This is a genomic window from Leucobacter sp. MMO-125, assembly GCF_037148395.1.
GTDB lineage: Bacteria > Actinomycetota > Actinomycetes > Actinomycetales > Microbacteriaceae > Leucobacter.
This window is the reverse complement of the sequence record NZ_JBBCTL010000004.1, coordinates 272,259-286,628: the sequence shown is the minus strand read 5'-3', so window position 1 is coordinate 286,628 and position 14,370 is coordinate 272,259. Positions and strand designations below refer to the sequence as shown.

The 14,370-nt window shown below is 67.4% G+C and carries 13 protein-coding genes; 10 read left to right on the top strand and 3 right to left on the bottom strand.

Features of this window, described 5'->3' with window-relative positions; genetic code table 11:
* The first annotated feature begins 12 nt into the window (after positions 1–12).
* The 5 genes from WFI54_RS11410 to WFI54_RS11390 all read left to right on the top strand — a co-directional run bounded on the left by WFI54_RS11410 (position 13) and on the right by WFI54_RS11390 (position 5,513).
* On the top strand, positions 13–1,062 hold the full coding sequence (locus WFI54_RS11410) for an ABC transporter permease (protein ID WP_336652917.1): 1,050 nt from the start codon (positions 13–15) through the stop codon (positions 1,060–1,062).
* Complete coding sequence (locus WFI54_RS11405) at positions 1,059–1,931, top strand: ABC transporter permease (RefSeq protein ID WP_336652916.1); 873 nt, start codon at positions 1,059–1,061, stop codon at positions 1,929–1,931. Before WFI54_RS11410 ends, WFI54_RS11405 begins: the two co-directional genes overlap by 4 nt.
* Positions 1,928–2,986: an ABC transporter ATP-binding protein gene (locus WFI54_RS11400; RefSeq protein WP_336652915.1), complete on the top strand. Its 1,059-nt coding sequence runs from the start codon at positions 1,928–1,930 to the stop codon at positions 2,984–2,986. Before WFI54_RS11405 ends, WFI54_RS11400 begins: the two co-directional genes overlap by 4 nt.
* Positions 2,983–3,789, top strand: a complete 807-nt coding sequence (locus WFI54_RS11395) for an ABC transporter ATP-binding protein (RefSeq protein ID WP_336652914.1) — start codon at positions 2,983–2,985, stop codon at positions 3,787–3,789. Before WFI54_RS11400 ends, WFI54_RS11395 begins: the two co-directional genes overlap by 4 nt.
* A 62-nt stretch (positions 3,790–3,851) precedes the next feature.
* Positions 3,852–5,513, top strand: coding sequence for an ABC transporter substrate-binding protein (locus WFI54_RS11390; protein ID WP_336652913.1), 1,662 nt, complete (start codon positions 3,852–3,854; stop codon positions 5,511–5,513).
* A 152-nt stretch (positions 5,514–5,665) separates the two neighbouring features.
* Here the strand turns inward: WFI54_RS11390 and WFI54_RS11385 are convergent, their stop codons facing one another.
* From WFI54_RS11385 to WFI54_RS11375, 3 genes are all read right to left on the bottom strand, one after another.
* Positions 5,666–6,649 carry an LLM class flavin-dependent oxidoreductase gene (locus WFI54_RS11385; protein WP_336652912.1) on the bottom strand — a complete coding sequence of 328 codons (984 nt, stop codon included), beginning with the start codon at positions 6,647–6,649 and terminating at the stop codon, positions 5,666–5,668.
* 102 nt (positions 6,650–6,751) lie between these two features.
* On the bottom strand, positions 6,752–8,122 hold the full coding sequence (locus tag WFI54_RS11380) for an MFS transporter (protein ID WP_336652911.1): 1,371 nt from the start codon (positions 8,120–8,122) through the stop codon (positions 6,752–6,754).
* Between the two features lie 291 nt (positions 8,123–8,413).
* Positions 8,414–10,180, bottom strand: coding sequence for an acetyl/propionyl/methylcrotonyl-CoA carboxylase subunit alpha (locus tag WFI54_RS11375; RefSeq protein WP_336652910.1), 1,767 nt, complete (start codon positions 10,178–10,180; stop codon positions 8,414–8,416).
* A gap of 375 nt (positions 10,181–10,555) precedes the next feature.
* Here WFI54_RS11375 and WFI54_RS11370 point away from each other — a divergent pair, with 375 nt between their 5' ends.
* The 5 genes from WFI54_RS11370 (at position 10,556) to panC (ending at position 14,370) form a co-directional block, all read left to right on the top strand.
* Positions 10,556–11,002 carry an FAS1-like dehydratase domain-containing protein gene (locus tag WFI54_RS11370; protein ID WP_336652909.1) on the top strand — a complete coding sequence of 149 codons (447 nt, stop codon included), beginning with the start codon at positions 10,556–10,558 and terminating at the stop codon, positions 11,000–11,002.
* Complete coding sequence (locus WFI54_RS11365; protein ID WP_336652908.1) at positions 10,999–11,427, top strand: MaoC/PaaZ C-terminal domain-containing protein; 429 nt, start codon at positions 10,999–11,001, stop codon at positions 11,425–11,427. The genes WFI54_RS11370 and WFI54_RS11365 overlap by 4 nt, the downstream gene beginning before the upstream one ends.
* An 80-nt stretch (positions 11,428–11,507) precedes the next feature.
* A complete protein-coding gene (locus WFI54_RS11360) occupies positions 11,508–12,698 on the top strand; it encodes an FAD-binding protein (protein ID WP_336653096.1) in 1,191 nt (396 codons plus the stop codon).
* 5 nt (positions 12,699–12,703) lie between these two features.
* Positions 12,704–13,510, top strand: a complete 807-nt coding sequence (locus WFI54_RS11355; protein ID WP_336652907.1) for a DUF2520 domain-containing protein — start codon at positions 12,704–12,706, stop codon at positions 13,508–13,510.
* Positions 13,507–14,370, top strand: a complete 864-nt coding sequence (gene panC, locus WFI54_RS11350; protein WP_336652906.1) for a pantoate--beta-alanine ligase — start codon at positions 13,507–13,509, stop codon at positions 14,368–14,370. Before WFI54_RS11355 ends, panC begins: the two co-directional genes overlap by 4 nt.

Here is a 14,370-nt window from a genome sequence, read left to right as displayed (position 1 = left end):
CAACGGAGAGACATGACAGACACCTCATCGACGCGCGCCATCGCCACGCGCCGCACGACCGGTGCCGCGCCGAACGACACAGCCCGCGCCGCCCGCCGGGCCCCCTGGGGGCCCGCCCTCGTCTTCCTCGCCCGCCGCATTGGAGGCCTGCTCGGCACCATGCTGCTCGCCAGCTTCGTGGTCTTCGGTGCGCTCTACCTGGCACCCGGCTCGCCGCTGTCGTTCCTCACGCAGGGCCGATCCGTCACCCCCGAGGCCATTGCGCAGCTCGAAGCGCAATACCACCTCGACCAGCCGTTCATCGTGCAGTACTTCATCTGGCTCGGCGGGGTGCTGCGCGGCGACTTCGGCGCCTCGATCATCTTCGGTGATCCTGTGACCAGCCTGCTCGCGCAGCGCGTCGGCAACACGGCCCTGCTGCTCGCCGCCGCTGCGGTGCTGGTGCTGGTGATCGGCCTCGCCGTCGGATTCTTCGCCGGCCTCAAGCCCGGCGTGCTCTCCGAGTCGGTGATGGCCCTCGCCACCGCGGCGATGGCGGTGCCCGGCTTCGTCGCGGCCGTCGTGCTGATGCTCGTGTTCGCGGTGCAGCTCGGGTGGATGCCGAGCTACGGCATGGGCGAGCCGGGCATCGGAACCCTGCAACACCTTGCGCTGCCATCCATCGCGCTTGCGATCACCTCGATCGCGTTCGTCGCCAGACTCACCCAGAACGCGGTGCGCGCCGAGATGAAATCCGAGCACGTGCAGACTGCCGTCTCACGAGGCCTCCCATCGCGCTTCATCGTGCGTCGCCACATCATCCGCAATGCCGCCATGCCCGTGCTCACCGCGGCCGGTCTCACCGTCGCCGGCCTCATCGCCGGCAGCGTGATCATCGAGCAGATCTTCCAGCTCGGCGGTCTCGGCCAGTTTCTCATCGACTCAGTGCAGAAGAAGGACTTCCCCGTGGTGCAGGCGATCTGCCTCATCTACGTCGCCACCTTCATCGTGCTCAACACTCTGATCGATATCGCGTACACCCTCCTCGACCCCCGCGTCTCGCTCGGAAAGAAGACGTCATGACCTCCACAACAGCTATTGCGACAGCTCGCCCCGCGGCGCGCACACCCCGCCTGCGAATCCTGCCCGGCATCGGCATCACCGGTCAGATCGCATTCTGGACCGTCATTGCCGTCGCGCTGCTCGCAGCGATCGGCCCGATGTTCGTGCAGGTCGACCCCAACGCCGTCGACCTCGAATACGCCTACTACCCGCCGAGCCCGTGGTACCCGCTCGGTGCCGACGCGAGCGGACGCGACATCCTGAGCCGACTCATCGTCGGATCGCGCACCGCCCTGCTCGGCCCGCTGGCCGTGGTCACCATGGCGACCTTCCTGGGCACGCTGCTCGGGCTTGTCGCGGTCTGGTTCGGCGGCTGGGTCGACGCCACGATCGTGCGCGTCATCGATGCGATCTTCGCATTCCCCGGCATCCTGGTCGCGATCCTCGCCACCGCTCTGTTCGGCCCTGGCCTGCTGGCTGCCACGATCGCGCTCGCAATCGCCTACACCCCGTACATTGCGCGTATCGTGCGCAGCGCGGCGCTGCGCGAACGCAACCTGCCCTACATTTCTGCGCTGCAGGTGCAGGGGCGTCACGGCTTCGCGATCAGCGCGAGGCACATTCTGCCCAACGTTTCTGGGCTGATCGTCGCGAACGCCACGCTCTGCTTCGGGCTTGCGCTCATCGACCTCGCCGCGCTCTCCTTCATCGGTTTCGGCGTGCAGCCCCCCACGGCCGACTGGGGTGCGATGGTCGGCGGCGGCATGTCGGGCATCCTGCAGGGCGAGCCAGGCGAAGCTCTCGCCGCGAGCCTGCTCATCGTGATCACTGTCGCCGCCGTCAACACCCTCGGAGACCGCCTCGTCCAGCGATCGGAGAACCGCGCATGACCGCTCTGCTCACCGTTGAAGACCTCACCGTCGATCTCAAGGTCGGCGATGAGATGCGCACCGTGCTCAAGCAGGTTTCGTTCTCCGTCGGCGAGGGGCAGACCGTCGGCCTCGTCGGCGAGTCCGGGTCGGGCAAGTCGATGACCGTCCGTGCCGTCTCGCGTCTGCTGCCCGAGGGTGCCGCGGTCACCGGCAGCGTGCGCTTCGGTGACCGCGACGTGCTCGATCTGCGCGGAGATGCGCTGCGCCGCTACCGCGCCTCCGATGTCGCGATGGTGTTCCAGGATGCCCGCGCGCACACCAACCCGGTGCGCCGCATCGGCGACTTCCTCACCGAGGCGATGATTCTCAACGGCAAGACGGGCCGCCGCCAGGCTGAGGCCACCGCCGTCGAACTGCTCGAAGCTGTGGGCGTGCACGACGCCGAACGCCGCATGCGGCAGTACCCGCACGAATTGTCGGGCGGTCTGCTGCAGCGCGTCATGATCGCCGCCTCCGTCGCGGCACGGCCGCGACTCATCCTCGCCGATGAGCCGACCACCGCGCTCGACGTCACCACGCAGGCCGAGGTGATGGCGATTCTCAAGCGTATGCAGCAGGAGTACGGCATGGCCATGCTGTTCATCACGCACGATCTCGAACTTGCGGGATCGATCTGCGACGAGACCGTGGTGCTCTACGCCGGCGAGGTGGTCGAACAGCAGCGCTCGGCGCAGCTGCACCGCGATCCGCTGCACCCGTACACTGCGGCGCTCGTGCAGGCCCGCCCCGATATTCACCGGCGTTCCGAGCGCCTGCTCTCGGTGCCCGGCCACCCCACCACCGCCTATGAGGCGCCGGCCGGTTGCGCCTTCGCGCCGCGCTGCCGCTTTGCCCAGGATCGCTGCCGGGCCGAGAAGCCCGCGCTCGAAGCGCTCGACGCTGCCGGTCTGAGCCGCTGCCTGCGGGCCGATGAGCTGCGGGGTGCGCTGCTCGCACCTGTGGAGGCCGCCGCCGATCCCGTTCCTGCTACCGGCCTCGCCGCAGGCCCCGCCGATGAGGAGGCGACTCGATGACCGCTCCATTGCTCCAGGTGCAGGGGCTGACCAAGCACTACGGCACCGGCCGCGCCCGCGCGGTCGCCGTCGACGGCGTCTCCTTCGAGCTCGAAGCCGGCGGCTCGCTCGGCATCGTCGGCGAGTCGGGATCTGGCAAGACCACCACCGCACGCATGGTCATGGGGCTCGAACGCCCCACCTCAGGCACGATCCTCTACCGCGGCGAGGATCGCACCGCGCCGCCGCGCAGCGCACGCGAGTGGAAGCGTCGCGGGCGCGAGATCCAGATCGTGTTTCAGGATCCTTACACCTCGCTCGACCGCAAGCAGACCGTGGGCGACTGCCTCGCCGAGGTGGTGCGTCTGCACTTCCCCGGTGATCGGGCCCAGCTGCGCAGCAGAGTCGAAGAGCTCGCCGATCTCGTCGGTCTCGACGAGCGGCAGCTGCGCGCCCTGCCGCGCGCGCTCTCCGGCGGTCAGCGGCAGCGCGTCGCCATTGCGCGTGCGCTTGCCGCCCAGCCACAGTTGCTCATCCTCGATGAGGCGGTGTCGGCGCTCGACGTGTCGATCCAGGCGCAGATTCTCAACCTGCTCGCCGATATCCGCGCCGAGCAGGGCATCGGCTTCCTCTTCATCAGCCACGACCTCGCGGTGATTCGCCAGATCTGCGACGACACCATCGTCATGCGTTACGGCGAGGTCGTCGAGCAGGGCCCCACCGAGCGGGTGCTCGACAGCCCCGAGCACCCCTATACCCGCCTGCTGCGCGACAGCGTGCCCCAGGACGGCTGGGATCCGCTCGCCGGCCCTGCCCGGTTTTGAGCCCGGGCCGTCATCCTCACCCGACCCCACGAACACCACACCCCATTCACAAGGAGAATGACATGAGATCGAAGACGATCCGCCGATCCGGCGCAGCCCTCGCTGTTGGCCTGATCGCGAGCACCGCGCTCGTGGCCTGCGCCGGAGCGCCCGGCGGCCCCGGCGGCAAGCCGCCGAAGGAAGAGTTCACCTACGAACTCACCACCATGACGCCCGCCCCCACCACCGAGGTCGACTCGGTCTCCTGGAACCTGTTCCAGGGCGAGCCGTGGACGCTGAACCCCTTCACCTCCGCCGACTTCGCCCCCAACATGGTCGGGTCGAACATGTGCGAGACCCTGCTGCAGCAGACCCCCGAGTTCGAGATCAAGCCGAACCTCGCGGCATCGTGGGAGAACCCCGATCCGCTCACCTGGGTATACCAGCTACGCGACGACGTCACCTTCTGGGATGGCTCCCCTATGACCGCCGAAGACGTCGCCGCGACGATGACTCACTCGCAGACCGACCCCACCTCCTTCCAGCACGCCAACTACTCCTCGGTCGAGTCGGTCACCGCGACGGGCGAGTTCGAGGTGACCGTCAAGCTGAAGACCCCGAACTACCTCTTCCATAAGCAGCTCGCGAGCTTCGTGGGCGTCGTCATGCAGAAGGAGTTCATCGAGGCGCACGCCGAAGACCTCGGCACCCCCTCGGTTGGCGTGATGTGCACGGGCCCGTTCCAGTTCACGAAGTGGGATCAGGGCGACTCGATCACCCTGAGCCGCTACGACGGCTACTGGAACGACAAGCTGCGGCCGAAGGCCAAGGAGCTGAAGTTCACCTTCCTCACCGATGACACGGCGATCACCTCGGCGCTGCTCTCGGGCGAGATCGACGGCACCTACAACCCGCCGAGCTCTTCGACGCAGCAGCTGCTGTCGAGCGACGCCGGTGAGCTCGCCTTCGGCCCTGCGCCGCTCGTGGTCACCACGTTCTACACGAACCCCGATGGCGCGATGGCGGATCCCGCGATCCGTGAAGCGCTGCAGCTCGCGACCGACTGGAGCGGCATCGCCCGCCAGGCCTTCGGCGGCATCGGTAAGGCTTCGGCCCTGCAGACCCCACCCGCCGCGTTCGGCACCAGTGCGAGCGCGATGGACGTGCTCGAGCAGGAGTTCGCCACCGACGGCAAGGCTGATATCGAGGCCGCGAAGCAGGCGCTCGAGGGTGCCAGCCCCGAGGCGAAGGCGAAGACCATCAAGATGGTGGTGCCCGAGCAGTCGGAGACCCAGCAGCTCGGCCTCGCCGTCGAAGACGCCGCCAAGAAGCTCGGCCTCGACTTCAAGCTGACGGTGTCGCCGGCCAACCAGTACACGAACTACCTGTACGACCCCGAAACCCGCGGTGACACCGACATCCTCTACACCACCTTCTGGCCGAACATCCCCGATCCGCTCGACTGGATGCAGATCACCTCGGTGACCGGCGGCTCGTTCAACTCCTACGGCTACACCGGCATCGACGAGCTCTTCGCGAAGGCCGTGCAGATCGAGGATGACGCCGAGCGCGCCAAAGCCACCGCCGAGATGGCGCGTATCTCCCGCGAGGAACTGCTGCCGATGACGCCCGGCATCACGCAGGACAACGCAGTGTGGCAGAACAACCGCATCACCGGCGCGCCGGCCGCGTTCGACTACACCTTCTACCCCTGGGCTGCCCACATCGGCGGCACGGGCAAGTAGTCCCGTCACCCGGCTTCTGGGTGATAGATCGGCCTCGGTTCGCTGCGGCGGGCGCTCCTCAGCGGAGCGGTCGCCGCGGCGGGCCGGGGCCGATGCGTGTGTGAGGGGCGGATCCCGGGGCGTGGGGCGGATCCCGGTGCGTGCTGCGGGCCTCAGTTCTCCGGGGCTGCGATCCTGACCGAGGCCAGCTGCTCGGCGCGCGTGGGGGCCGGGTGCACGGTGATCAGCTCGTCAACATTGGCGAAGCGGGCGAAGGCTTCGAGTTCTTCACGCACCCGTTCGCGCCCGCCGATCGCGGTGTACTGCATCATGCCGCGGATCTCCACACCGGCGGGGGTGTCGACGAGCGCCGAAGCCTCATCGGCGGTGAGTTCGCGCTCGCGGCCCCGCGACAGGAAGCGCCGCACTCGGTCGATCTCGGTGCGCACGAACAGGGCTTCGGCTTCTTCGTCGGTGTTGGCAGCGACCACATTGATGCCGGCGCTCACGTAGGGTTCGGGGTGAGCAGCGCTCGGCACGAAGTGTGCGCGGTAGTGCTGCACTGCCGCGGTGAGCTGCTGCGGGGCGAAGTGCGAGGCGAAGGAGTAGGGGAGCCCGAGCTGTGCTGCGAGGCTCGCACCGAACAGGCTGGATCCGAGGATCGTGAGCGGCACCCGGGTGCCGCGCCCCGGGTAAGCGTTCACTGCGGTGCGGGGCAGCTCGTCTGACAGGTAGCGCTGCAGTTCGAGCACGTCGGCTGGGAAGTTCTCGGCGGCCTCGTGGGTGCGGCGCAGGGCGCGGAACGTGGCACCGTCGGTGCCTGGTGCGCGGCCGAGGCCGAGGTCGATGCGGCCGGGGTGCAATTCGGCAAGGGTGCCGAACTGTTCGGCGATGACGAGGGGCGAGTGGTTCGGCAGCATGACGCCGCCTGCGCCGAGGCCGATGTGTTCGGTGTGGGCTGCGATGTGGCCGATGAGCACAGCGGTGGCGCTCGAAGCGATCGACGGCATGTTGTGGTGCTCGGCGTACCAGATGCGGCGGTAGCCGCTGCTCTCGGCGAGGCGGGCCACTGCGACGGAGTGGCGGAATGCGTCGGCGATGCTGCCGTCTGCCTCCACTGTGGCGAGGTCGAGGATCGAGAGCGGGGTGGCGGCCATGCGAAATGCAACCGGGGGGCCGGATCACGTATTCCCCGGCACGACGGAGAAGGGCGGATCCGTTACCGGATCCGCCCCTCTCTGTGTGCGCGAGTGCGCGAGTTAGCGCTTCGCGGGTGCCCAGGTCTTGATGAGGCCGCTGTGCTCGAACTCGGGGTCGAGCGGGATGTTGGTGCGATCCTTCAGCAGCGTGCTCGCGAGCAGGCCGAGGCCCGTCATGATGAGCAGGTAGACCACGATGGCCCAGGTGCTGCCGAAGGACTGCAGCAGGATCTGCGCGATGGTCGGCGCGAAGGCGCCGCCGATGACGCCGCCGATCGCGTAGCTGATCGAGATGCCCGAGTAGCGGATCGAGGCCGGGAAGGTTTCGGCGTACCAGACGGCCGTGGGGCCGTAGGTGAGGCCAAGGCCCACCGCGAGCAGGCTGGTGCCGATGAGCACGCCGCCGACGCCGCCGTTGAAGACGAACTGGAAGAGCGGGATGACGGCCGCGGCCTGGAGGAACCAGCCGACGGTCATCACAGGCTTGCGGCCGAAACGGTCGCTCAGCGGGCCCGAGATGAAGGTGAAGATCGCCCAGACCACGGCGGAGGCGAGCACGGCGAGCTGCACCTGCACCGGGTCGTATCCCAATCCGCCCTCGGTTTCCGGGCGTGAGGCGAGGCCCTGAACATAGCCGCCGGTGAGCATGTAGCCGACGGCATTGTTGCCGGCGAACAGCAGTGCGGCGAGAATCACGAGCGGGGTGTGCGCCTTGAACACCTGGGCGATGGGTGCCGAGGCCTGCTTCTTGGTCTGCTTGATCTCGCTGAACACGGGCGACTCGTCGACGGTGCGGCGAATGACGAAGCCGATCACGATCAGCACGACCGAGAACAGGAACGGCACGCGCCAGCCCCACTCCTCAAAGGCATCGCCGGGTGCGACGACGCGCATGATCGCGAGCATTGCCGAGGCGAGCAGCATGCCGAACGGCACGCCGAGCTGGGGGAAGACGCCGAAGAGGCCGCGCTTGCCCTCGGGCGCGTGCTCGACCGACATGAGCACGGCACCGCCCCATTCGCCGCCGGCCGAGAGGCCCTGCAGGATGCGCAGCACGATGAGGATGACCGGGGCCACGATGCCGATCGACTGGTAGGTGGGCAGCAGGCCGATGCCCACGGTCGCGACGCCCATGACCAGCAGCGTGATGACGAGCATCGGCTGGCGGCCGAGCTTGTCACCGAAGTGACCGGCGAGGAACGCGCCGAGGGGGCGGAAGAGGAACGAGAGACCGATCGTCACGAGCGAGAGGATCTGCATCATGCCGGGGCCGGCGGGCTCGAAGAACAGCTTCGCCAGCACGAGGTTGGCGGCGAAGGCGTAGATGAAGAAGTCGTACCATTCGATCGTGGTGCCGATGATCGAGGCTGCGACGACTTTCCGGCGCTCGTGCGCGCTGTTCTTGGGCGGTGCTGACGTTGGTGCTGTCATTATTTGACTTCCTTGTCCAAATATCGGATGAATTGATCCCCGCATAGCATTCTAAACCCATACGCGACGACAGTTGCGCAAGTTGTGCGAAGCCCGCTTGTTTTCATGTTCCTTTTCATGCTGGGGCTGTGGGGCTGTGGGGCTGTGGGGCTGTGGGGCTGCGGGGCTGCGGGCTGAGCGTTCTGAGTAGTGCTGCACCGTGCAGTCGGGCGCAGATTCGACGAAGGGCCGCCCCGATTTTCGGGGCGGCCCTTCGGCATGCGACGGCTGCGGTGTCGCAGCCGGGGGGAACTACTCGGAATCGACGATGCTGAGCAGCACGTGCCCGCTCGGCACGGTCTGGCCCACAGGCGCATCGATGTTGGCGACCACACCATCGCGGTGCGCGTAGAGCGACTGCTCCATCTTCATGGCCTCGAGCACTGCGACCAGATCGCCCTCGGCGACCTGCTGGCCGGCCTCAACGGCGACCTTCACCACAGTGGCCTGCATCGGAGCCGCGACGGCGTCGCCCGTAGCGGTTGCCACGCCGGAACCCTTCGCACGCTTCGGGGCAGGGCCGCGGGTGACGTCCTGATCGACGAGCGGCAGCAGCGTTGCGGGCATCGATACCTCGACGCGTCGCCCGGCGACCTCCACAACGACGGTCTGCCGCTTCGGATCCTGGCCGATCGGCGGCACCTCGCCCTCCCAGGGCTCGATATCGTTGTCGAACTCGCTCTCGATCCACAGCGTGTACACGCCGAAGGTGCCATCGGGTGCGGTGAACGCGGGATCGCGCACGATCTTGCGGTGGAAGGGGAGCACCGTCGGCAGGCCCTGAATCTCGAATTCGTCGAGGGCGCGGCGGGAACGCTCAAGCGCCTCCTCGCGGGTAGCGCCGGTGACGATGAGCTTGCCCAGCATCGAGTCGAACGAGCCCGAAACCACATCACCCGACTGCACGCCCGTGTCAACGCGAACACCAGGGCCGGCGGCCGGCTTGAACAGCGACACCGGGCCGGGGGCAGGCAGGAAGCCGTTGCCTGGATCCTCACCGTTCAAGCGGAACTCAAAGGAGTGGCCCCGAGACACCGGGTCGGCGTAATCGATGACGCCGCCCTCGGCGATCCGGAACTGCTCGCGCACGAGATCAATGCCGGTGACTTCCTCGGAAACCGGGTGCTCCACCTGCAGACGGGTGTTCACCTCGAGGAACGACACCGTGCCGTCCTTCGCGACGAGGAACTCGCAGGTGCCGGCACCCACATAGCCGACCTCCTTGAGGATCGCCTTCGACGCGGAGTACAGCTTCTCGTTCTGCTCATCGGTGAGGAACGGCGCGGGCGCCTCCTCGACAAGCTTCTGGTGGCGGCGCTGCAGCGAGCAGTCGCGCGTCGAAACCACCACCACATTGCCGTGCTGATCGGCGAGGCACTGGGTTTCGACGTGGCGCGGCTTCTCAAGGTACTTCTCGACGAAGCACTCGCCGCGACCGAACGCCGCGACAGCCTCGCGCGTGGCCGACTCGAAAAGCTCGGCGACCTCCTCGCGGTGGTAGGCGACCTTCAGGCCGCGACCGCCGCCGCCGAACGCCGCCTTGATGGCGATCGGCAGGCCGACCTCGTCGGCGAAGGCCAGCACCTCGTCGGCGTTCGCCACAGGATCGCTCGTGCCGGCAGCGAGGGGTGCGCCCACCTTCTCGGCGACGTGACGTGCGGAAACCTTGTCGCCCAGGCGCTCGATCGCGTCGGGGCCCGGGCCGATCCAGATGAGGCCGGCAGCGGCAACGGCGCGAGCGAACTCAGCGTTCTCGGCGAGGAAGCCGTAGCCCGGGTGCACGGCGTCGGCGCCCGAACGGCGGGCGACGGCCAGGATCTTGTCGATCACGAGGTAGGTTTCGGCGCTGGTGGTGCCGTTCAGCGCGTACGCCTCGTCGGCGAGCTGCGCGTGCATGGCATCCCGATCCTGATCGGCGTAGACGGCGACCGAGGCGATGCCGCTGTCTGCGGCGGCGCGGATGATGCGGACGGCGATCTCGCCACGGTTGGCGATAAGCACTTTACGAATGCGCGACATGGGGTACAGCCTATTCCAGGACTCCCTGCGAGCATTGGATATAGGGCACAAACCTTTCGACGTTTCGTTGCCGATGCGCATAGTTCGCCCCGGGATCCGCCCCCTCGCACCGCGCCGGGATCCGCCCCGCCTGCCGCCCCGAGCGCCGCGATCCGATCCTTCCTTCTCTCCTTCCCTTCTTCTTCCTCCCGACCCCCACGGCGCCGATCGACGTTTACGCACCTCGATTCGTGTGAGTTCGGTGTTTGAACGTCGATCGGTGCGGTTGGGAGGAGAGGGGAGAGGGGAAGGGGAAGATGGAGAGCGAAGGGGGAAGGGGGCGGAGGCAAACCCGGCGCCCGGAGCCGGGGAGGGGCGGCGCGGTAGACTGTCCGGGTGGTGAATCCAGAGATCCAAGGCCGGGAGTACCCGCCGACTGCCCCGTATCTGGTGGGTCGCGAGAAGGTGCGCGAGTTTGCGCGTGCCGTGCAGAGCGACTCTCCGCTGCACCTCGATCCCGAGGCCGCGCGCGCCGCGGGCTACTCCGACGTGGTGGCACCGCCCACCTTCGCCGTCGTGGTGCAGGAGGCAACGCTGGCGCAGTTGCTCGCCGATCCTGAGGCCGGTGTGGACTTTTCGCGCGTGGTGCACGGCGATCAGCGTTTCAGCTACACCCGCCCCATCGTCGCGGGTGATGAGCTGACGGCCACGCTCACGATTGCCGCGGTGAAGCAGCTCGGCGGCAATTCGATGGTCACGGCGTCGAGCAGTATTGCTGACGCCTCGGGGGCGCATGTGGTTACGGCTATTTCGACGCTTGTGGTGAGAGGGGAAGACGCATGACCATCGCACCGGAGTTCGAGAATCTGACCCTGGGTGATGTTGTCGCTGAGCGTGAACTTCGGTTTACCCGCGACAGCTTGGTGCGTTACGCGGGCGCGTCGGGCGATTTCAACCCGATTCACTACCGTGACGATGTTGCGCAGTCTGTGGGGCTTCCGGGTGTGTTGGCCCACGGCATGCTCACGATGGGCGCGGCAGGTTCTGTGGCGACTGACTGGCTGGGGTCTGCTGCGTGGGTGCGCGACTATCAGTCGCGGTTTACCCGACCGGTGCCTGTCGACGCACGCGAGGGCGCGTCAGTCACTGTCACTGCGACGATCGCCGCTATCGATGTTGAGGCACGTACGGCCCGCGTCGACTTGAAGGTGGTTTTCGAGGGTGCGACTGTGCTGGGCAAGGCCCAGCTGTTGGCGGCGTTCGCGTGAATCTGTCGGCTGCCGCTTCGATCCCTGAGCCCGGCGCGGTGTCTGTCGACGACGGCACATCGTTCGCCGAGCTGACCACGATGCGTGTCGGTGGCCCTGCTGAGCGCATGCTGGTGGCGCGCAGCCGCGACGAACTGGTGAGTTTCGCCGCCGAGCTGTGGGAGGGTGACGAACCCTGGTTGCTGCTCGGTGGCGGCTCGAACACGGTGATGCACGATAACGGCTTTCCGGGCACGTTGCTGCTGGTGCGCAGCACCGGTATCGAGCTTGTGGCCGATGCGCAGCAGCCGGTGGGCCGGCTGCGGTTGCGGGTGCAGGCGGGCCATGACTGGGATGCGCTTGTTGCTGAGTGTGTTGAGCGTGGCTGGTCGGGGATCGAAGCGCTGTCGGGCATTCCTGGGCTTGCGGGTGCGGCCCCCGTGCAGAACATTGGCGCGTACGGGCAAGAGCTCGCTGACGTGCTGCATTCGATTGAGTTTTTCGACCGTGAGAGCGGCGAGGTGTTGCGCCTCGCTGCTGACGAGTTGGAGTTGGGTTACCGCGATTCGGTGATGAAGCGCGGGCGTGAGGGTGTGGTGCTCTCGATTGACCTGCTGCTCAGCATGGCTGTGCCGCCAGGTATGGCCGCGCCGGCCGATGCGCCAGCCGACGCCTCGGCTCCTGCAGGCCGCCATGCTGCGCCTGCGGCCCCTGTCGCCCCCGAGGCCGATGCGCTTTCGGAGCCCGTGCGTTACGCGCAGCTTGCGGCGGCCCTCGGGGTTGAGCTGGGTGCGCGTGTGCCTGTGCGCGAGTTGCGAGAGGCTGTGTTGCGCTTGCGGGCCTCGAAGGGCATGGTGCTTGATGCGGCGGATCACGATACGTGGAGCGCCGGCTCGTTCTTCACGAACCCCATTGTGAGTGAGCGTTTTGCGCGCACCTTGCCGGAGGATGCGCCTCGTTTTCCGGTGGGCGATGTCGAGCCCGCCCCAGCGATCACGACGCTTGAGGAGCTTGCGGCTGGTTTGCCGATGCGTCTTCCGCAGCCGGCGCCTGAGCGGCGGGTGAAGCTTTCGGCGGCGTGGCTGATTGAGCATTCTGGGGTGCCGCGCGGGTTTCGTTTGCCGGGGTCTGGTGCGGCGATCTCCTCGAAGCACACTCTCGCGATCACCAACCGCGGCGGCGCTACCGCCGCGCAGGTGGCTGAGCTCGCCCGTTTCGTGGTGCAGCGTGTGCAGCAGGAGTTCGGTGTGATTCTCGCCCCCGAACCCAATCTCTACGGTTTGGAGCTGTAGCGGGCATGCGCGTGCAGCTCGTTGGGCGCGGCCGGGTGGGCGCGGCGTTGGCGCATGCGCTGGCGGGCTCTGATCTTGAGGTGCTGCCGCTTGCTGGGCGGGGTGCTGATGGGGTGGGCCCTGATGGTCGGCCTGTCGATGTGGTGCTGTTGGCGGTGCCTGATGCGGCGATTGCTGAGGCTGCGGCGCTGGTGGTTGCTGGCCCTGTGGTGGGGCATTGTTCAGGGGCGACGGGTCTTGAGGTGTTGCGACCGCATGCCGCCTTTTCGTTGCATCCGCTGTTGACGGTGTTGGGTGCTGGCACGTCGTTCTCTGGCGCGCACGCGGCCATTGACGCCTCTGATGAGGGGGCGTTGGCGGTTGCGCAGCGTGTGGCTGGCGCGTTGGGGTTGCGCACGTTTCGGGTGCGGGGGGCGGATCGCGCGGCGTATCACGCGGCGGCGTCGATCGCCTCGAATTTTTTGGTTGCGCTTGAGGGGTTTGCTGAGGAGCTTGCTGCTGGTGCGGGGGTGCCGCGTGATGCGTTGCGGCCGCTTGCGGAGGCGGCGTTGCGCAATTGGGGTGAGCGGGGTGCTGCTGCGGCGTTGACGGGGCCGATTGCTCGCGGTGATGAGGGTACCGTGCAGCGGCAGCGTGCGGCGGTGGCTGAGCGGATGGCGGATCGGCTGCCGCTGTTTGATGCGCTCGCTGCGGAGACGCGTCGGCTTGCCTCGGCGCCCGCGATCCGCCACCCCGAGGTGCCTGCGCAGCATGAACCAGAGATCGCGTCACCGAATGCCGCACTGCCTGCAGACAAGGAGACCCCAGCATGAAGATCGTTCGCACTTTGAGCGAGCTGCGCGAAGCAATTGCTGCGGCGAGGGGTGCCGGCGCGTCGATTGCACTGATTCCCACGATGGGGGCGCTGCATGAAGGGCATCTTTCCTTGGTGCGGGCCGCGCGGGCCGAGCACGGCTACGTGGTGATGTCGATTTTCGTCAATCCGACGCAGTTCACTGAGGCTGCGGATCTTGCCGCGTATCCGCGGCAGGAGGATCGTGATGCGGAACTTGCCGAGAGCGCCGGTGTCGATCTGGTGTTCGCCCCGGAGGCGGCGGAGCTGTACCCCGCTGGTTTCGCGACGACGGTGCATGTGGGGGGCGCCATCACCGAAACGCTTGAGGGGGCTGGGCGCGGGCCCGCCCACTTCGACGGTGTTGCGACGGTGGTGTCGAAGTTGCTGATTGCCGCCGCCCCGGATGCCGCCTATTTCGGGCAGAAAGATGCGCAGCAGGTGGTGGTGGTGCGCCGTATGGTTGCTGATCTGGGTCTTCCGGTGCGGATCGTGGCCTGCCCGATTTCGCGTGACGATGACGGCCTGGCGCGGTCGAGCCGGAATACGCGGCTCAGCGCTGAGCAGCGGTCGAAGGCGCTTGCGATTCCGCGCGCGCTTGCCGAGGTCTCTGAGACTGTGAGTTCTGGTGTGACCGATGCGACCGCCCTCATTGAGCGGGGTGTGGCGGTGCTCGCGCAGAGTGGTGTGACGGCCGAGTATCTTGCGCTCGTTGATCCAGATACGCTGGAGGCAGTGCCTCGGGTGACCGGCGCGACGCTCTGCGCTATCGCCGCGCGCGTTGGCGAGGTGCGGCTCATCGATAACGTGCTGCTGGGTGCCGGGCCCGAGCAGCGGTAG